Consider the following 18,822-nt stretch of genomic DNA (forward strand, 5'->3'; position numbering starts at 1 on the left):
CACCGACCCGTTGACCGACGCTTCCAGTCGCCGCGCCGCTGATCCGCAATGGAGCCAAAGGGAATGAGCCCGCGCCCGCCGATCGTTCGCTACGTCGACAGCCGCGTCCTGGTCGACCGGGACGGTCGGTCTCGACCGACGTGTACGGCGCGGTTCTACTCTAAATGCCGAGCGCCGCAGTATCGACCCTGGCCACGATCGCGTCGCTAATTCCCGACAACTCCGCGCGAAAGGCCCCGCTTCTTGCTTGGGTTCTAGGGGTTGTCGCAACACCCCAGCTCAAAGGGGTGCGGGGTTCGAGATCCGGATGGATCGAAAGCCGCAGGGGCCGAGGAAGCTCGGCCGTGAACGCGAGGCTTACTTTGATCTTGTGCGCCAGGGTATGAGCAACGCGGAAGCGTGCCGGATCGTCGGGGTTAACCGGCGGACAGGCAAGAAGTGGCGCAACGGCCACCACTCGCCGAGCAAGGGCCTGAAGCCGAGACCTCCCGCTGACCAGGAGGTTCCGGCTTCAGGCCCTTCTCGCTACCTGCGGAAAGAGGATCGGGTCCACATCGCTGACCGGCTGCGGGAAGAAGCAGGGATTCGTACCATCGCGGCCGAGCTGGGGCGTGCGCCCGTCGACGATCAGCCGTGAGATCCGCCGCAACCGGCATCCCGGTGGTGCCTACCGGCTGCATGCCGCGCAGGCCCGCGCCCACGCCCGCCGACCCCGCCCGAAGACTGGCAAGATCGCGGGCAACCCAGACCTGCACCAGGCGGTCCAGGCACTGCTCGACAAGAAGTTGAGCCCGGAACAGATCGTCTGGACACTGCGCCGGGACTTCCCTGGCCGGCCGGACATGCGTGTGACCCACGAGACGATCTATCAAGCGCTTTACCAGCAGGCCCGCGGTGGACTTTGGCGCGAGCTGGCCAAGGTGCTGCGGACCGGGCGGGTCATACGCAAGCGACGCCGCCACGCCAACCAGCGCATCTCTCGCTACATACACCCGATAGTCGTGATCACCGAACGGCCAGCCGAGGCCGCCGAACGCGCCGTCCCTGGTCACTGGGAGGGTGACCTGATCATCGGCAAGGACCACAAGTCGGCCATCGGCACCCTGGTCGAGCGCTCCACCCGGTTCGTGAAGCTGGTCCACCTGCCCGAAGGCCGCACCTCAGCGCGGTTCAACGACGCCCTGGCCGAGACCATCACGCCCCTGCCTGCCGAGCTGCGGCGGTCGCTGACCTGGGACCAGGGCGCTGAAATGGCAGCTCACCACGCCTTCAGCACCAGCACCGGCATCCCGGTCTACTTCTGCAACCCGGGCAGCCCCTGGCAGCGCGGCTCGAACGAGAACACCAACGGCCTGCTGCGCCAGTACTTTCCCAAGGGCACCGACCTCGCCCGCTACGGCCGCGAGCACCTGGACCAGGTCACCACCGAACTCAACACCCGACCACGAAAAACGCTCGGCTGGGAAACCCCAGCCGAGCGCTTCGCTAGGCTCCTAGCCGCCAGCAGCAACTAGCCGCCATGTTGCGACAACCCCTTGAATCCACCTTGGAGCACGGGGCCTTTCGTCATGGCAGTAGAGCACTCCGGCTGGGCATTAGATGCCTCTTCCGTTGGGCGTCTACGACTCAGCGATGCTGCATTGGCCGAACCATTGGTGGCTGATGGGCGCCGCGGTCGCTGCCGGCGACCCGATGACAGCCGTGCCGAGCATCAGGGCACCCGCTGCCACAACAGCCGCGGCCCAGCGCTTGAGGCCACGACGGAGGTGGTGCAACTCCATATGAGTTATATCCTCACGACTTTGCTTACTCCCTGCACGGGAGGTTGAGGTTGACATACCTACAGGGCGACCGAGGTGCGACTCGGACGTGTTCCCTGCATCACAGCATGCCATGTTGATCTTGAATGCCTGCAATGGGGTCCTCTTTGGACCCCGATCTTGCGTGGACCTCAGCAAATGGCCGTTTGTGAATTATCCTCGCATACTCTTCAGGTGGTCGTTGATGGCGATCCACTTCGGATCGCCGATGTCTCGGTACAGCAGGCTCGAGTGCTCCCAGCCCTCGCGAGCGGCGTCAAGGTGGCCAAGTTGAAGAAGCGCGGTGGCCAGGATCTCGAGGGCGCGTGCTTGCGTGTGTTGTTCGCCGAGCTGCCAACTGGCCCGGATGCTTTCGCGGGAATATTCCACCGCGCGGCGGTGGCGCTGGTTGCGTAGGTACGCCTCGGCGAGGAGGCAGCAGGTATCAGCGAGACTGGGGAGGTCGTGGCTATCCACGTGACGTGTGAGGGCGTGTTCTCCGTAATCGATGGCGCGGTCGACCTCACCGGCGTCCAGGTGCGCCTGTGCGCAGTCGTGCAGCACCAGGCCAACGCCTTGGCCGTCTCCGACGGCATCGTAGAGAGTCAGGGAACGGTCCCAGAGGATCTTCGCGCCGCGGTGGTCGCCGCGGCGCTGGCGGACTGAAGCGAGCCTTCGAAGGGTTCCTGCCCTGGCGTGATCGAGGTTGTGCTCCTGCTCGATGTCCATAGCGCGCTGGAAGAGCTGCTCTGCTGCGTCGAGATCGCCGACGCGGAACCGCTGATACGCGAGGTTGTGGAGTGAGATCGCGATGCCGCGTGGGTGCGGGTGTTCTGCGTCTTGGAAGAGATTGTATGCCTCGGCAAAGAATTGCTGCGCGGCATGATACTCCCGCAGTGCCATGTAGATGTAGCCGATGTTGTTCAGTGTTCCCGGTTCGCGGGCGCGTTCCTCATCGGATTCGTTGGCTGCCGCGGGGGCGGAGTGGATGGACTGGCGTGCGAGCTGCAGGCAGGCCAGTGCGTCACGGTAGTAGCCCTGGCGTTTCAGAGGTTCGTTGATGGCGTTGGCCAAGCGCCAGACGTGCTCACCGTAGCCGCCCACATGGGCGAGTCGTACCGCTGCGATGAGTGCGGCGCGCTGATTCGTATGCCACTGGAATGCCTCATGTTCGGTGTCGAACTCGGCGGGATGGACCTGCGAGCTCACTTTCCCTGCCGGGACGGCGGGGCGTTGCGGGAACAAGGCGCGTTCAGCGTTATGAGCGCTGACGACGTACCAGTCGAGCACGCGCTCGGTAGCCGTATTCCGTTCATGGGGTATCTCGTCGGTGGTGGCGCATTGCGCGGCGAACTCGTGGAGCAGGTCATGTAAGCGGACCTCACCGGCGGCCTGATCAAGCAGGCTCGCTTCCACAAGAGCGTCGATGCTGGCTAAGGCCTCCAGTCGCCTAGTGCCGGCCAGGGCAGTTGCGGCACCGAGAGACACGGTCGAGGTCGGGTGCAGGCCCAGCATCCGGAACAAACGCTGAGGAGCGGGATCAAGTTCTCGATAGGAGAGCGCAAAGCTCGCGCGGATGCTGACCGCGGCGGGTTCGGTGCCGCCGACGTCGAGGACCCGGTACTCGTCACGGAGCAGGGCAGCGATGTCGCGCAGGGTGTCGGAGGGCCGGTCTGTGGCGTAGTGACTGATGATGTTGATCGCGAGCGGGATACCGGCGGAGAGCCTGATCAGTTCGCGGAATGCCTCCGGTTCGCAGTCACATCGGGTGCCGATCGTGTCGTGCATCCACCGCCGGGCCGCGTCCGGGGAAAGTACAGGGACAAGGAGCTCGACGGCGCCGTACTGAAGGGTCAGAGGCCCGAGATGGTGTCGGCTGACGATCAGGATGAGCGCCTCGGAGGCCGAGTCCAGGACGGGGCGGACCTGGCGGTGGTCGGCGACGTTGTCAAGGACGATCAGGATCCGTCGGTGGCCTAGGACAGCGGCGAGTCGGTCGAGTTGTGCTTGTTCGCCGCCGAGAAGGTCTGCGGAGGTGTCGAACAGTTGCAGCAGCCGTCGAACGAGTTCAGTGGAGGTCATGCTGGGCGAGGTTGAGAAGCCTTTGAGATCGAGATAGATGCAGCCACCGGGGAAGCGGGCGCGGACGCGGCGCGCCCAATGCAGTGCCAGTGCTGTCTTGCCGACGCCTGCGGTGCCGGTCAGGACGACGACTTTCGCCGCGCGTGCCTGGTCGGTCCGGGCATCGAGCTCGGCGATCAGGTGATCCCGGCCGCTGAGCTCGCTGTGACCGGATGGGAGCAGGCTGAGCGGGACGCGATAGTCGGGTTTGGCCTCGGCAGGTTTACGTGGGGCTGGGATGGCGGTGGGCCGGAGGGTGTCGGCGTAGGCGAGCAGTTCGTCGGCTTCGTCGAACCGGTCATGGGTGCGGAGGGTGCGGCGCATTTCGATCAGGTAGTCGTCGGCCTCGTCGTGACGGCTGGTGGCGCGCAGGGCCGCCAGCCGGCGTTTGGCCAGGATGATGTTGAGCTCGTGCTCGGGCTGGATCTCCTCCAGCGCATCCAGGACACGTTCCGGGTAGTCGAGCCGGAGCCAGCTGGCCATCAGCGTGTAGTGACAGGGAAGGACCAGCCGGCGGACGACACGGCGCCGGTATTCCTCGGCCAGCGGGGTCTGCAGGTCGAGCAATGGCGGTTCGTTGACGAGGTCGAGTGCTTCGGCCAGCAGGGTCCAGACTCGCTCGTGTTCGCCGGCTTTGGCGGCTCGGTGCCCTTCATCGTGCAGTGTCTTGGCCCGGTGCAGATCGATGCGGCCCGGGTCGACCTCGATGCGGTATCCGCCGGACGCTGGGGGAACGAGCGGCGGCGCGTCCATGTTCTTCAGGGTCTTGCGGAGTTTGCTGACGTAGTCCTGGAGTTTCCGCGGGTCCTGCTCTGTAGCGTCGCTGCCCCACAGCCATTCGAGCAACACGCTGTCCGGGATCGTCTGGCGTGGCCGCGTCAGGAGGACGCCCAGCATCCCCGGTGTCTTCCGGCTCCCCTGCCAGTCCGCCGTCCACGCGCCATCGACCTGGATGTGGACGCGTCCGCACATTTTGAAGTCCACCAGCGTAGCCCCCTCGCTGGTCACCGTTTTTCCCCGGACTATCGAGTGTCCTCCCCTCCCTGCTGCCGTACAGCGGCCGATCGCCGTATGCACACGTGTGCGACAACATCAACTTCCACTGCAGTGCAAGCAGAATTCGACCGCAGAGTTCCATGAGCCCCACACACCGCGCTCAACTCCCAAAAAATGATCGTCTTCCGTCGTCCACCAGAGGGAAATGATCGACTTCAGTGTCGATTACCTGTGTGTTCGGGCTTTTCGGTGAGTTGATCACCGCAGTACTGCGAGTGTCGCTTCGCATTCTGGTCCTCGTCACGAACCACGTCCGTGATCAAGGCACATCAGGTGCCTGGCGGCAGTGGTTCGGCCAGGAGGTGGCGAATGTACCCGATCTGGGTCAACGGGCCGCTGGGCCCAGGGCATGAACGACGACTCACCCACAGTGGCTTCCGCACAGTGCTCGTGATGGTGCCGCACATGGTCGCCGGCGCCCGGTTGGCCGACTTGCTTACGCTGATCGAGTCGGATCATCGGGTGCAGACGGTCTTCACCGTGCCGGAGACCGTCGCGACGTGGCATGGAACCGAGGAGTTCGTGCGAGCCCAGGGTGGCCTCGTGATTCCCTGGCATCAAGCCATGCAGCACGACTTCGACCTCGTCCTCGCTGCCAGCAGGAGCTTCACCGACGTCGTGAGAGGACCGGTGCTGGTCACATCGCACGGGGCGGGAACGATGCGATCCCGGCTGCGGTCCCGCAAGGAAGGCTCAGCAGGACTTCCCCAGCATGACTTGGTTCGCGAGACGCTGGTACGCAACGGGCGTGTGGTGCCCTCGGCGTTGGTGCTCTCGCATGACGACGAACTGGAGGTACTCCGGCAATCCTGCCCGGAGGCCATCCCGGCGGCAGTGGTCGCCGGCGATCTGTGCATAGACCGCATGCTGACCGGCCTTCCTTACCGCCAGCAGTACCGGCACGAACTGGGGGTCGGCGGGGGGCAGACCCTCGTCATGGTCAGTTCGACGTGGTCGGCCGAGTCGATCTTCGGGCAGCGTCCCGGCCTTTTTCGTCGGCTTGTCGACGAGCTCCCCTCGGACCGGTTCCGGGTCGTGACGTCCTTGCATCCCAATGTCTGGACGGTGCATGGTCACCGGCAGGTTCGCGCCTGGCTGTCGGACTGCACGCGACGAGGCATGCTCGTTATGCCGCCGGACGAGGGCTGGCGGGCGGCCCTGATCGCCGCGGATGTCCTGCTCGGCGATCACGGCTCCGCCACTCAGTACGGCGCCGCGCTCGGGGTTCCGACGATGCTGGCAGCGTTCCCGGAGGGCAACATTCGGCCCGGCAGTCCCGCCGACGCGCTCGCACGGACCACTCCACGCCTCACACTCGACCGTCCCGTGGGCGACCAGCTTCAGGCAACGATCCGGAGCACCAGTCCGGCGGTAGGGGCGAGCATGATGGCTCGGCTGACCTCTCGTCCTGGTCACGCCGCCACGATTCTGCGGCGCCGCATGTACGAGCTGATGGGCCTTCCCGAGCCTGCCCACCCCGCGTGGCTCGCCCCATTACCGCTCCCCCGGCCGCTCACCGGCCCCTTGCAGGAAACGCCTCCGGAGGTATCGCCATGAGCCCGTCACCCTTATGGCCGACCGCGCACCCCCACCAGACCTCTCACGACCTCCCACCGGCAGTGCCCAGCTTTCGGGTTGACCGCCGTGCCCGCGGCGTTGTCGAGGTCACCTGGGCGCCGCTGCCGGAAACCGAGGGCATCCTTCGGCAATTCCTGCTCGCCTTCGTCCAGGACTCGGTACCGGAAGGCTGCGAGCTGGCGGATGTGCTCGTCGACGAGCGCATCCGCCACCCGGCGACGAGTGCGACCGCGGGGCGTGCGCTGCTCTCCCGGTTTCCGGGGTGCCAGCTCGTCGTGACCGCGGTAGCGGCCCACCGCTACGAGATCCTCCCGCGAACCGGCCCGGTCACAGCCGTGGATCCCGGCGCTGGACTCCCCCATGCCGCTTTCCGCTGCGCCGTCGCGGCCGGATATCTGCTCTTCACTGCGCGTCCAACGACCACCGTCAGGACGGCTCAGCTGGCACGCGATGCTGTGCTGCGGTGGCCTGCCCCGAGGGTCGCGACGGCGGTCACCGAGTCTGCGATTCCGACGCCGCGAGCCGATCCCGCGCTTCCTCCCACCGAGGGTGCCCCGCGTCGCGATACAGCTCCTGTGCCTCCGCCCAGTACTGCCGGGCAGCCGTGACATGGCCGGTGCGTTCGGTCAGGGATCCGAGCTCCCAGAGAATGTCTGCCTGGTATGTCGCAGAACCCGATTCCCGCATCACCTGCAGAGCCTCGGACAGGGCCGCGCCGGCCTCCACGGTGCGATCGAGACGAGCATAGGTCTGCCCGAGGAACGTCAGGGCCCGCGCATGCCCACGCTGATCGCCGAGCTCGTTGAGGATCGCCGCGGAACGCTGCATGCAGTCCACGGCTTCTGCCGCGTAGCCCAAGTCGGCCAGGACGAGCCCGACCCTGCGCAGCCGCAGCGCGATCCCTCGCCGGTTCCCGCTCTGCATGGCCAGCTCCAGTGCCTGCCGGAAGTAACCCAAGGCCGCCTCGAGGTTCCCGCGCGAACGTTCGGCCTTGCCCAGCTGCGACAGCGCAGTGGAGATGCTGTCGTGGTGGCCTTCGGCTTCGGCCAGCGCCAACGCTGGCCTGCAGAGGTCAGAGGCCATATCGAACTGCCGGAGATCAAGGTAGGCGAACCCGAGCTGGCACCGCAGGCGGGCTTCCGCCAATCGGTGCCCATCTCTCTCCGCAGCAGTGATCCCGATGCGGTGGGTGATGATCCAGTCCTGGTAGTGCTTGCGGTACAGGAAGAAACTCCACAGCGCTTCGCAGAGCTGCCAGCACAGGTCATAGTGTTCGAGCTCGAATGCCTCGGTCACCGCGGCAATGAGATTGGCGCGTTCCTGCTCAAACCAGTGCAACGCATCCTCAGCCGAGTCGAACTGCGCCGAGGCCCCATCGAACCTTGGCCCGAGGCGCCATCGCTGCGGGTTCACCCTCAGGTCCGCCCCGACAGCGTGGTCGAGGTACCAGAGTAGGGACGCCCGCTTCATCCGTGCACGCTCCTGCTCGGTCTCCTCTTCCTGACCACGCTGCCGAGCGTGCAGACGCAGCAGATCGTGATAGCGATAGCGGTGGCGTACGAGCTCCTGAATCAGGTTCGACTCGACCAGCTCTTCCATGCTGTCCTTGACATTATCGATGTCTGCCGCAATGCCAACCGCACACTCAAGTGAGAAGTCCTCCCCTGGGCACTCCGCCAGCCGCCGGTACAGACGAGCAGCCGGTTCCGACAGATCTCGGCAGCACGCATCGAACACGGCCCTCACGGACACGTCATCAGCCAACGACAACTCCGACAAGCGGCGCGCTTCGTTTCGTAACTGTTCCGCGAATTCTTCCAGCATCCACTGTGGATGAGCGGCAAGGCGTGCTGCGATCACCGAGAGGGCAAGGGGAAACCCACTGCACAAGCGACTGATCTCAATCGCACTGGCCTGTTCTCGCAGCACTCGCTGTTCACCGAGCACAGAGGACAGCAGCTCCACTCCCGCGTCGTGTCGCAACGGAGCCAGATCAAGAAACCTCGCGCCATCCAGGGAAAGCGCGACCAGTCGCGCGCGACTGGTCACCACAACCGCGCTCGTTTCCGAGATCGGAATCAGCGGGCGCGCCTGGGCGGCTGACACCGCGTTGTCCAGCAACAGCGCGATGGACTTCCGGGCCGTCATGGAGCGGTACAGCAAGGCACGGTCTTCCAAGTCCGTCGGCACCTGGTCAGAGGCCACACCCAAGGCACGCAAACAACGGCCCAGCGCCTCACTGGGCGACATCGGCCCAGTCGTATCAACCGCACCTAAATCCACATACAGCTGGCCATCAGGGAACCGGGACTCAAACCGACGCAGCCACGACGCCCCCAACGCAGTCTTCCCTACACCACCTGAGCCCCCCACAGCCACCAGCAGCCGACCACTGTTCGCTCGGACAGCCCACGAGTCAAGCTCATGGAGTTCACTGTCCCTGCCCACCAGCTTCGCCGGCGCGGAAGGAAGCTGCCGCGGAATCACACGCGGCATCGCAGTGGCCTCGTGGATATGCACACCACCATGCACGACACCCGCCTGAACCATTGACCCCGCCACGGCGCCCGACATCGTGTTCGCCGTATCCGAGCCCTGCTCCAGACTTCGATCACCGTCCCGACTGCGCGCCCCGTCCCCGACCACGTCGCTCCCCGCTGCGTCCGACAGCCCCCGAACCTGGCGCCCCGAGTGCCCGCACCTGCCACCCCTACGCCCGGCGGACCCTCCCCTCCACCAGCCGACCCAGCAGACCCGAGTCGAACCGTCCATCAGACTATGTCGCTCAACAAATGTCATTCATTACAAAACACGCCAGCACCCTGCGCGACATACGCGTTATCAGGAACACAAAACATGCATCGATAAAGTGGTGAGCATCTCAACTAGAGTAGTGAAAAATCAGCCAGACGGCGGGCCGCTACGGCACTCAACCCCACTATCGTGGCATCTCGACCCCTACATTCATTCTGTTCACATTTTTAGAAACGAATACTGTTTAACTAGGCTGGCCACTCCCACGTCTGGTTCGTCGCCACGCTTTGGACAGAATCGAAGTCCGCAGAACGCATAGTTCCCGCGACTCAACGGAGACGGCCCGCGCAATCGCGGCTCCCTGGCTTCGGGAGCGGCGGGCAGCAGCTCCGTTGCGGCCTCGCGAGCCTCCTCGCGTACAGCCCGGCTTGCGCAGGGGGCGCGGACGGGACATACAGTCCGTCTTTGATGCACCCGCTCACACCTTGATCAGCCAATCAAGCTGACCAGGTCCTGGCCTGCCCCTAACACACTAGCCTCGGCGAGCCCGCTTTGCTTACAGCTGCGGCCCGACCGACCAGACTGGCGTGCCATTGGCGTCGTACCAGGGAGTCTCGCCGTCGCCTTCCTGTACCTCGACCTGAGAGTCGGCTGGATCGTCAGACATGGGCAAACGTCCTTTCAGGATCCTCGTTGGCCGTACCACCAGAACCATTACACGTACCACAAGGCGCTCGCGTTCTTCGCACATCGACACGCCGCGTTCACACCGTTCCTGTGCGGTTCTCCAACGATGTCCACATGCGAGGCTGCGACGCCGAAGGGTGCCCTCACTGTCACCGTGATGGAAGAACTACTCTCCTCCGACACAGCGCACCGAAACACTGTCAGAGCAGAATAAGCCACAACGATACTGGAGACGTTGACGCAGTGCGTTTTCTCCTGTGACCTGTGCTGCCCTTTCCGTAATCGTCATGGCCGTGCCACCGCCCGCTGTCTGTTGCGGGGAAGCTGTGACCTGCGGTGATCGACGTTCATAGCTTCCGCCGGGACCCGTGCAGACGCATCTACGTGCGGAGTGAAGGCTCTTGTTGCTCGGACAATGCGCTCGGCGGCAGCCCCGTCTCCAAACGGTGATGGAGCAAGACCCACTCTACGATGCAGCGACGGTAGATGAGCCAGCCAAGATTGAGTAATGCGGGTGATGTCTGGTCCGGGAAGGCTACGGCGGCCGAAGGTTCCCTCAACTTCTGGGCGTTCGTTGCTGTTGCGGACGACGAGAACGGGGCGTTTGAGGACGGTAGCCTCTTCCTGGACACCGCCGGAATCGGAGATCACCAGAGCCGACCGACGAATCAGAGCGAGCAACGCTGGATAGCGGAGCGGGCCGGTCAGGCGCAGCTGGTCAGCGAGGTTTTCCAGGCCGTGAGCGACGATATGATGCTGGGTTCGCGGGTGCAGCGGCAGCACTACCGGCACCGGCAGCTTCGCGAGTTCGTTGAGGATGGCTTCCATCGCGTCCGGGTCATCGGTGTTCTCGGGACGGTGGAAGGTCGCCAGGACGAATGTCTCGCCGGTGAGACCGAGATGGTCGAGGATGCTGTTCTGCTCGTCGCGGCTGGGTAGGGCCGCGGTCGCGGCTTCGACGATGGTGTTCCCGGTGACGGCGATGCGGCTTTCGGGGATGTTCTCGGCAAGAAGGTTCTCTCGTGCGAGGCCGGTGGGTGCGCAGCAGAGGTCGGCGAGGTGGTCGATCAAAACGCGATTGTGTTCCTCGGGCATGGCGCGGTCAAAGCTTCGGAGCCCAGCCTCGACGTGGACTAGCGGGATGTCGATTGTGCTAGCGGCGAGTGCTCCGGCCAGCGCGGAGGTCGTATCCCCTTGCACGAGCACGACGTCAGGGCGTGCTTTCCGCAGTACGGGATCCAGCGCGCTGATCCCACTGCCAAGTTGCTGTCCCCGTGAGTTACTGGGGTGGATGTCAAGGGTCAGGTGTGGGGTGAGGTCGCCGGTCATGCCCGTGGTGTAGTGCTGTCCGGTGTGGATGATGAACGCCTCTCCGGCGAGAAGCCGCGCGATGGGCGCAAGTTTGATGGCTTCAGGCCGGGTTCCGAGCACCAGTGCGATGCGCATCGAGAGGGGCCTCCTCGTGCTGTGTCACCAGAAGAGGTGCCGTCGTTGGCCGGCGCAGAACCGCTGTGCGGCGAGGAACAGCCGCAAGTAGAGCTGGTCGAGGGTAAGGTAGTTCGGGACAAGGTCAGTGCGGGCAAGGGGGCCTTCGTCGTAACTCACGCCGTGGCCGCTGCGGGTGGCGTAGCGGGCAACGATGGCGGTGGTGTCGCCGGCGAGGAGGCGGAGGGCGTCGTCGAGATCGAACTCGACGAGGCCGGTAACTTCGGCGTCGGCGAACGGGATGTCTTCCAAGGCGACGTCGAGGGGAAGCAGATGCCAGTGCTGGAATTCGCGTTCGATGTAGTCAGGTGCGAGGGTGACTGCGGTCTGACGTAGGCCGATGGGATGCAGGTCTGTGTAGGTGATCGCGAGGCCGAGTTCTTCGTGGACCTCGCGGATGCCGTCAGGGATGGTTTCGCCGGCGTGGTAATGGCCGCCGACGGTGATGTCGGCGTAGTCGGGCCGGTTGAAGGAGTACCGGCCGGGTGCTTTCTTCTGCAGGTAGACGCACCTGCGCCGGGGGGCCAGAGCGAGAGCGGAGAACGTTCGGTGCCAGTGACCTTCGCGGTGGGCTTGTTTCTTGTCCTCGGTGCCGATGTGCTGGTACCGGTCGTTGTAGATGTCGATCAGTGGCACGATTGTCCTTTGGTGAGCTGGTTTTCGTGGAGATTGCAGTAGGTACTCAGAGTCTCGGCGTAGTGTTGGGGGTCGCCGACGGTGCCCCAGTGGCCTTCGATTCGATGTACCGACACCGCTGCTGTTGCGGCGAGGTCGCCGACGGCGATGCCGAGGTCCACTTCACCACGTGCCCGCCTGGTCGGCACCAGCCGGTCGAGGATGGTCGGGCGCAGAATCAGGCGTGACACGACCGCTAGCGGTTCGTCCACGGTATGCGACGGCGGGCGTTGCCGGATAGACGTGACCAAGCCCGGATACGACGGGTCGGTGTCGATGATGCCGAACGAAGCGACGTCGTCGATGGGAACGAGCTGGCCGGCAATGACGGCCGCCCTTTCCCAGGCAAGCCGGCGCATTGCCGCCAGGTTGCTGCCACGTGCCGGTTCGCCGAGCAGGAGGTCGTCGCCGAAAGCGACAGCGAAGGTATCGACTGCGGCCAGCCTGTCGCGCAGGGTCAGCAACGGTGTGGCGTTCCCATAGCCGTGAGCGAGGTCTTCCTCGACGGACTCGACGGGCATCCCGCCGCAGCGCAGATGCTGGATGTAGTCCGGGACGACACGATCACCAGGCCGAGTGACGACGATGACTTCCGTGGCGCCGGCGGCAAGGCACTCACCGATGACGTGCTCAACGGCTGGCGTGGCGCCGACAGGCAGCATTTCTTTCGGAACAGCCTGCGAGAACGGGTGAAAGCGTGTCGCGGATCCGGCAGCGGTGACCACAGCCGGGAACGGTGTCAGGCTCATCTCACGCTCCTGAGGAGGTCTTCGATGGCGGTGTCGAGTTCGTCCAGCGGACTGCGGACGCCGAAGTGGACTGCGTAGCAGGGAACCGTGGCGACAATGTCGTCAATACGGTGACGAGCACGGTCGCTGAGATCGTGGTCGGATGTCGTGCGGGGCACTAGCCAGGGCTGAATCCAGAACTCGTCGTGTGGCGTGAAGCAATTGCGCAGCAATATGTTTCGCGCCTCGATGGCAGGTAGAGGCGTGATCTGGACCGGGTCTGCCGTGTTGGTCAACCGCGGCACGAGGATGGTTTTCAGCCAAGAGCCCGTAACGCAGCCTGCGCCGAGCGCGTCGGCGTACTCGCGGGCGCTGAACTCTGCCTTGAGCGTCGCGCCGAACGTTGTGGGGAGCTCAGCGATGTCACGCTGTGGCCGGGACAGCGTGGCCGTCGCGCGGGCGAGTTCGGGCACAACGTCAAGGGTCCCTCTTGCGATCGGCACAGGCAGCGGGACGCCGATCAACCGGGAGCGGCCATACAGGATAAGCCGATCATTAGAGAGAAGGTTTCCGTGGGTGCTGCGGAGCAGGCAGGTCAGCAGGGTTGTCTTGCCGGCTGCTCGTGGGGCGCAGATCATCACCCCGTGGCCGTCGAGATCAGCGCCGGCTGCGTGGAAGACGAGGCCGTCGTGGTCTTCGTAGGTGCGCAGCATGGCTTCGCGCATCAGCCGTAAGGGATAGCTGTGCTGCCTCGAAGTTCGAGGATCGAGGTAGAGTTCGATGTGCTGGTCGTGTACCCGGGCCGCCCACGCGCTGCCCTGCTGCTCCAGGTGGTCCGTGGCGATGGCGAAGTAGCGTTCGCCGCGGCCCTGCGCCTCCAGCACAACCACGCCCGGGACCGTCTCGACCCGCCGTGACGGACCTCGGACAGTCTGCTCGATGAGTGCCCGGCACGCTGCGGTATCAACGGTGATGTCAAGCTGAAATGCCCGCAGGGTTCGGTCACTGAGGCGGCTCGGTAGATAGTGCGCGAGGTAACGGCGCTGAGCTGCCGCCCAGTCGAGGGGGGCGGTGATGCTGAACTCGATGTCCCCGGCGTACGAGATCCAGGTGGCAGGGGCTGCTGTTGCCATCACAAGTCCAACTTCCAGATGCGGGTGGCCACCTCGTCGACACGCCGTCGGCGTCCGCGCTCGTCAAGTTGCAGAAACCCGAGAACTGATGTGAATGCAAAAAAGTCATGCACCACCGCGGGGTCGAGGTCGGCGCGAACTGCCCGGAGCGCGATCCGGAGTCGCGCGCGGAACCAGCGGTCAGCTAGCCCGTTACCGCCGTGCCGGTCGCGCGTGAGTTCGTCGACGACGGAAAGCAGATCGTCGATAACGCGGGGCGTGGCCGCGCGCAGTGCGGACCGGAGCGCGTATCCGCAGAGTGCGTCCAGAATGACGCCGGTGTCGAAACACAGCCCGGAGAACAGCCGATCGAACAGCGTCTCCGGCCGTGAGCGCTGGCTCGGGATCAGCGGCGGCAAGACGTCGATCAGTACAGGCTTGCCGTCGACGACACAGAAGTTGGCCAGGTTCGTGTCGATGCGGGCATCAAGAGAATCCAAGCGGCGAACCCATCCACCGATCTCGGCAATGGCCGAGGCGAATATCTCAGGGATGGACTCCAGCGCTTCCAGCAAGGTCGGGCCAGGCATCCATCGGTGACACACGGTCAACGGGGTCGATGCCACGATCTCCAGCTCACCGGGCAAGCGCACGCCGACCGACCTCAGTGCGGCGAGGTAGACCCGCATTCCCGAGGCCCCGGTGTGCGTCGCGGCGGCGATGAAGCCATCGCCGGCCGGATGACGTCTGGTCAACCGCTTGACGACGTACTCACCGTCGCGACGATGGGTGCTGAACTCCCCCAGGACGGTCATGGTGCTTCACCTCGCCGGTCGAGGAAGGTGTCGGCGTCGGTCACCATCGAGCGGAACTCGGCAAGCAGGTTCAGGCCGAGGTGATCCGCCAGGTCCTCGCATGCCGCGAGCACGTTGGAGGCACTCTCCGACAGCGACACAAGGCGGCCTGTTGGTTGATGCCGGTAGTGATTTTCGACCATCGCGATCTCCGACAGCGCTCCGGCTGCCACCAGCAGCCGATGAAACGCCTCGGCCTCGTTGGCCGCGGAAGCAGACCCGCGGGGTGAGGTAGCAGGTTGGGTGTGAGCGAGCACCGCGATACTCAACGCCGCCAACGCCACGTCGGCCAGCTCGTCGCCGATGTCGGTAAGGGGCCGTTCTGCGTCTTCCAGCGCCGACACGTCGCTGCCGTTTCGGCGCAGCAGGCACAACGCCAGGTGCCCGATCTGGACAGCCAGCTCGGCGGCCGCGGTCACCGGTTCCCACCCACGAGTTGCTGTGCCGGCGAATCGCCGCCGAAGTCGGCCGACCTCGGCGATAACGTCCTGAAGATCGTCGCCGTGCAAGATGCTCATCCGAGAATCACGGGCGTAGCCCCAGCGGTACCGCTGCTCCAGTACGCATCGGATTCGCTGCGCCGAGCTCGGACTCGAACACCGAGGTCCTGGGTCAAGGCGGCAACGAGACCCGTACCTACTGCCGCGTTGAGCAGCAGCTCGCGGCCTTCGTCTCCGAACGTGAACGGGACCTGGGCCAAGCCGCGGTCGGTGAGCGCAGTCTGGACATCATCCAGGCTGGGCGGGGTTCGAGCGGCCTCGGCTCTCCTGCACCGGTCGCGTTGCCCTACCGGGCAGTTGTTCCGCATCCGGCACACCGTGGTGCCGAAGATCCCGAATGAGTCCGAGGTGCGCAACACGTATGCGAGAGCGCAGGAGTTCGTGTGGAACACCGGGTAGTTCGCATGCCGGCGCCAGGTGCGATGGATGAACTCCCAGAACGGACGGGGATACACCCCTTCCGCCTCGGTCACGCCCGGGGCGTGCGCAAGTTCCGGCCAAAGACGGGACAAGCGCTCCAGCGCAGCCTTCTCGACCTTCAAGCCCGCTGCCACGGTGCACCGCGCGTAGTCGGCGACGTGATCGAGGACCTGCTGCATCGTCGTAGTCGTCGCCGATTCCGGGAACGCGGGCCGCCAGTAGTGCACGACCGGAATCCCGGCCTCGGCCAGCCGTGGGAAGTTCGAAGCGGTGGCCTCATGCCGGACGCCGCGCTCGATGTGGCGCCCCAGACCCGAGTAACTGACGTACACCACGATGCTCAGTCCGCGCTGCCGCGCAGCCTTGATCTCCGCGATCGTGCCCTCCGGTAACCCGCACTTGGTGATCAGCACGACCGGATTCGGCACCCCGCTCGCGGCGAGTTCTTCCAGCAACCCGGACAGATGGTCGCGGGAGTCCGGCAACGCCATCACGTCGGTCCACGTGTACAGCGCGACCGGTCGAGATGGCCCGTAGAACTTCGATGCAACGAGCGCTTCGGCGCTCTCTTTAGGCGTTGCCACGTACTCCGGGTGTACTGCTGTCTGGCCACGTTCGTTGAGGAAGCAGTACCCGCACGCTTTCGGGCACCCCTGGATCGGATTCACCGCAAGCCATGTCGCGTGCTGATCCACAAGCGGAGTCCGAACTCGCACAGGTGACGAATGCCACGACGTCATCGTCTTCCTCCTTACGTCGCTGTCTGGAGAGCCCTGGGACCGGGGATCGCGGGCAGGCAGCTGAACGATGTCGGGGAAGTCGCGTTCAACTGCCGTCCGGTCCCAGGGCACACGAGGAAGCTAGAGCCACTACCGACGGGTAACCCGGTCTGTCAGTCAGGGTTGCCGGGCAGTCTGGTTGCCTGGTCGCCGATGTGACGGGCTAGTTCAGCGGAATGCGAAGACGGTCTGCCAGCGCCGCCGCTTCCTTCGCAGTCGTCCGGCGGGCGCGATGCACGATGGTCCGCAGAACGCTTCGCGCCAGCGGGCGGTAGGCGACGTCCTCTGCAGCCTCGCGCTCGGCGGTGTGCAGCAGCACCAAGGCACTGCCGAAGTCCTGCCTCTGCTGATGAGATCGGGCCTGCTCCAGCAGGAAGGCGACGCGGCGTTCGATGGACGGCGAGCGCTCGTACTCCAGGTCCTCGGCTAGATGGCACGCCTGGCTGACCTCGCCAGCCTCGACCTCGATACTGATCGCGTGCATCGCCACGTTCACCGGACCGAACGCGGTCCACAACGTGTTGCGCTCACCGGTCTTCCACGCCACCGGCGTCACCGAACGAATCCTGTCCCGCGCAGTCCACGGATCCCCGCGACGCGCTGCGGCAACGCCACCCACCAGCACCAAGGAGCCGTAGACCGCGGCGGCCTCGGGTCCGGAAAGTTCACCGAACTTACGGACCGCGCTCATCGCGATATCTTCGGCGACCTCGTTGTGCCGACCGGCGAGGGCGACATGCGCCCGGTTCCACTGCGCAGCCCCGACACGCAGCGCATCGCCACTGATCACCGCGCTCCGATGAGCGCGGTCGGCGGCTGTTTGGGCAAGGTCAACCCGTCCCGCGCGCTTGGCGACCGTACGAACCAAGCCGTACAGATCGGCAGCGATCCGCTGTGCGTTCAAGTCCTCCGAATGCAGGAGTGCACGTTCGGCTTCGATCGTCAGCGTCGGCATGATCTCGGCGACTTCGGTGTACCGGGTCGGTGAGGTTTGCCAGACTCGCCATGCGTCGTCGACTTGGCGACGCAGATCCGGCAACGGCATCGGTTCGGCATCCGCCGAGATCGGCAGCGTCATCGCCCGGTGCAGCGCCTCACCGAGCTCAACCTGGCCTAACCCCGGCCTAACCGGAGCGCCTGAGTGTTCTCCGAGCAACGCCGCGGGATGGACGTCGAGTGCCCGCGCTACGGCCATCAATACCGGCACCGTCGGCAGCTTCCGGCCGCGTTCGATCTGGTAGAGGTAGTCGGTGGTGATCCCGGCAAGGCCGGCGACCACCGCCTGGGTCTTCTTCGCGGCAAGCCGCTGGAAGCGCACACGCTCGCCCACGTCCTGCGCCAGTTGATCAGCCATACGCCGTCATCCCCCAGCAGAATGGGTTGGCCGGTTGGATGCTACCGCCGAGATCACCTGCCACACTGACGTTCATGGCTACCACCGGTCAGACACGCCTGGTGCTGTGGGACGTCGACCACACCCTGATCGAAACCCGCGGCGTCGGCCGCGCGATCTACGAGCGGGTCTTCCCTGAGGTTACGGGCCAACCCCTGCGCGAGCTCGCGACCGTGCAAGGACGCACTGAGCTCGACATCATCCACGACACCCTCCAAGCACACGGCCTCACCCCAACCAAGGACGCCGTCAACCGGCTCGCAACGGCGCTCGTCGAGGGATACCGCGCCGCACTCGACGAACTCATCGCCCGAGGCCGCGCCCTACCTGGTGCACAAGACGCGTTAAAGGATCTCGCCGCCGACCCACTTCTCAATCAGAGCGTGCTGACCGGCAACACCACCGAGGTCGCCAGAATCAAGCTCGAAGCGTTCGGGCTCGACCCGTACCTCAACCTGGCCATCGGCGCCTACGGCGACGACCACCACGACCGCGCCACGCTCGTCACCATCGCCCGCACCCGTGCAGCCCAACACCTGGGAATCTCCATCGAGCCCAACAACATCGTCCTCATCGGAGACACACCCAACGACGCCAAAGCCGCACTCGCCACAGGCGCCCGCATCATCGGCATCGCCTCCGGCAAATACTCCACATCGGAGCTCCGCGCCGCCGGCGCAACAACCACCTTCGAGGCGCTGCCGGAACCATCCCTACTCAGGACCGTACTGTGAGCGCCCCAGAAATCATGCGTTCCGTTGGATTCACGCCACCCAACGATCCCGGCTTAGGGGTCCTTGCAGAATGATCTTGTTGTGGCAAGGTGGTGGCTGGAGTTGATCACGTTTGCTTGTGGAGGAGCGTGGGATGGCTCAGCCGAA

13 protein-coding genes and 1 pseudogene are annotated in these 18,822 nt (G+C 65.0%); 3 read left to right on the forward strand and 11 right to left on the reverse strand.

The window, feature by feature from the left end; genetic code table 11:
- The first annotated feature begins 382 nt into the window (after positions 1–382).
- Positions 383–1,514, forward strand: a pseudogene (locus AC07EQ_RS34075) (IS30 family transposase).
- 459 nt (positions 1,515–1,973) lie between these two features.
- On the opposite strand, the gene AC07EQ_RS34080 reads toward AC07EQ_RS34075, so the two are convergent.
- Positions 1,974–4,928 (reverse strand): AfsR/SARP family transcriptional regulator, encoded by a 2,955-nt coding sequence (locus AC07EQ_RS34080; protein ID WP_478391937.1) that lies wholly within the window; start codon positions 4,926–4,928, stop codon positions 1,974–1,976.
- A gap of 357 nt (positions 4,929–5,285) precedes the next feature.
- Here AC07EQ_RS34080 and AC07EQ_RS34085 point away from each other — a divergent pair, with 357 nt between their 5' ends.
- On the forward strand, positions 5,286–6,533 hold the full coding sequence (locus tag AC07EQ_RS34085) for a hypothetical protein (protein WP_478391938.1): 1,248 nt from the start codon (positions 5,286–5,288) through the stop codon (positions 6,531–6,533).
- Positions 6,534–6,544: 11 nt separating this feature from the next.
- On the opposite strand, the gene AC07EQ_RS34090 is transcribed toward AC07EQ_RS34085, so the two are convergent.
- The 10 genes from AC07EQ_RS34090 to AC07EQ_RS34135 all read right to left on the reverse strand — a co-directional run bounded on the left by AC07EQ_RS34090 (position 6,545) and on the right by AC07EQ_RS34135 (position 17,902).
- Complete coding sequence (locus AC07EQ_RS34090) at positions 6,545–6,916, reverse strand: hypothetical protein (RefSeq protein WP_478391939.1); 372 nt, start codon at positions 6,914–6,916, stop codon at positions 6,545–6,547.
- Positions 6,917–7,046: 130 nt separating this feature from the next.
- The gene (locus AC07EQ_RS34095; RefSeq protein WP_478391940.1) at positions 7,047–8,804 is read right to left on the reverse strand and encodes a tetratricopeptide repeat protein; all 1,758 of its coding nucleotides are present in this window, start codon (positions 8,802–8,804) and stop codon (positions 7,047–7,049) included.
- 1,476 nt (positions 8,805–10,280) lie between these two features.
- Positions 10,281–11,441, reverse strand: coding sequence for a non-hydrolyzing UDP-N-acetylglucosamine 2-epimerase (gene wecB, locus AC07EQ_RS34100; protein WP_478391941.1), 1,161 nt, complete (start codon positions 11,439–11,441; stop codon positions 10,281–10,283).
- A 24-nt stretch (positions 11,442–11,465) separates the two neighbouring features.
- Positions 11,466–12,116: an NUDIX hydrolase gene (locus tag AC07EQ_RS34105; protein WP_478391942.1), complete on the reverse strand. Its 651-nt coding sequence runs from the start codon at positions 12,114–12,116 to the stop codon at positions 11,466–11,468.
- Entirely contained in the window at positions 12,107–12,904 is a 798-nt protein-coding gene (locus AC07EQ_RS34110) for a sugar phosphate nucleotidyltransferase (protein WP_478391943.1), read from the reverse strand. The genes AC07EQ_RS34105 and AC07EQ_RS34110 overlap by 10 nt, the downstream gene beginning before the upstream one ends.
- Entirely contained in the window at positions 12,901–14,016 is a 1,116-nt protein-coding gene (locus AC07EQ_RS34115) for a phosphoenolpyruvate carboxykinase (ATP) (RefSeq protein WP_478391944.1), read from the reverse strand. Before AC07EQ_RS34115 ends, AC07EQ_RS34110 begins: the two co-directional genes overlap by 4 nt.
- Positions 14,016–14,810 carry a hypothetical protein gene (locus tag AC07EQ_RS34120; protein ID WP_478391945.1) on the reverse strand — a complete coding sequence of 265 codons (795 nt, stop codon included), beginning with the start codon at positions 14,808–14,810 and terminating at the stop codon, positions 14,016–14,018. Before AC07EQ_RS34120 ends, AC07EQ_RS34115 begins: the two co-directional genes overlap by 1 nt.
- Complete coding sequence (locus AC07EQ_RS34125; protein ID WP_478391946.1) at positions 14,807–15,367, reverse strand: hypothetical protein; 561 nt, start codon at positions 15,365–15,367, stop codon at positions 14,807–14,809. Before AC07EQ_RS34125 ends, AC07EQ_RS34120 begins: the two co-directional genes overlap by 4 nt.
- Entirely contained in the window at positions 15,364–16,509 is a 1,146-nt protein-coding gene (locus AC07EQ_RS34130) for a radical SAM family protein (RefSeq protein WP_478391947.1), read from the reverse strand. Before AC07EQ_RS34130 ends, AC07EQ_RS34125 begins: the two co-directional genes overlap by 4 nt.
- A 202-nt stretch (positions 16,510–16,711) precedes the next feature.
- Positions 16,712–17,902 (reverse strand): helix-turn-helix domain-containing protein, encoded by a 1,191-nt coding sequence (locus AC07EQ_RS34135; protein WP_478391948.1) that lies wholly within the window; start codon positions 17,900–17,902, stop codon positions 16,712–16,714.
- A 74-nt stretch (positions 17,903–17,976) separates the two neighbouring features.
- Between AC07EQ_RS34135 and AC07EQ_RS34140 the strand changes: the two genes are divergently transcribed.
- Positions 17,977–18,675 (forward strand): HAD family hydrolase, encoded by a 699-nt coding sequence (locus AC07EQ_RS34140; RefSeq protein WP_478391949.1) that lies wholly within the window; start codon positions 17,977–17,979, stop codon positions 18,673–18,675.
- Positions 18,676–18,822 lie beyond the last annotated feature (147 nt).

The sequence above is a fragment of the Saccharopolyspora sp. NPDC045839 genome (assembly GCF_056431645.1).

Excerpts from the sequence above, each read along its gene's own strand:
- AC07EQ_RS34140 (WP_478391949.1), top strand. The coding sequence starts at position 17,977 with ATGGCTACCACCGGTCAGACACGCCTGGTGCTGTGGGACGTCGACCAC.
- AC07EQ_RS34130 (WP_478391947.1), bottom strand. The coding sequence starts at position 16,509 with ATGACGTCGTGGCATTCGTCACCTGTGCGAGTTCGGACTCCGCTTGTG.
- AC07EQ_RS34085 (WP_478391938.1), top strand. The coding sequence starts at position 5,286 with ATGTACCCGATCTGGGTCAACGGGCCGCTGGGCCCAGGGCATGAACGA.
- AC07EQ_RS34110 (WP_478391943.1), bottom strand. The coding sequence starts at position 12,904 with ATGAGCCTGACACCGTTCCCGGCTGTGGTCACCGCTGCCGGATCCGCG.
- AC07EQ_RS34135 (WP_478391948.1), bottom strand. The coding sequence starts at position 17,902 with ATGGCTGATCAACTGGCGCAGGACGTGGGCGAGCGTGTGCGCTTCCAG.
- AC07EQ_RS34095 (WP_478391940.1), bottom strand. The coding sequence starts at position 8,804 with ATGTCGCCCAGTGAGGCGCTGGGCCGTTGTTTGCGTGCCTTGGGTGTG.
- wecB (WP_478391941.1), bottom strand. The coding sequence starts at position 11,441 with ATGCGCATCGCACTGGTGCTCGGAACCCGGCCTGAAGCCATCAAACTT.
- AC07EQ_RS34120 (WP_478391945.1), bottom strand. The coding sequence starts at position 14,810 with ATGACCGTCCTGGGGGAGTTCAGCACCCATCGTCGCGACGGTGAGTAC.
- AC07EQ_RS34090 (WP_478391939.1), bottom strand. The coding sequence starts at position 6,916 with ATGGGGGAGTCCAGCGCCGGGATCCACGGCTGTGACCGGGCCGGTTCG.
- AC07EQ_RS34115 (WP_478391944.1), bottom strand. The coding sequence starts at position 14,016 with ATGGCAACAGCAGCCCCTGCCACCTGGATCTCGTACGCCGGGGACATC.
- AC07EQ_RS34125 (WP_478391946.1), bottom strand. The coding sequence starts at position 15,367 with ATGAGCATCTTGCACGGCGACGATCTTCAGGACGTTATCGCCGAGGTC.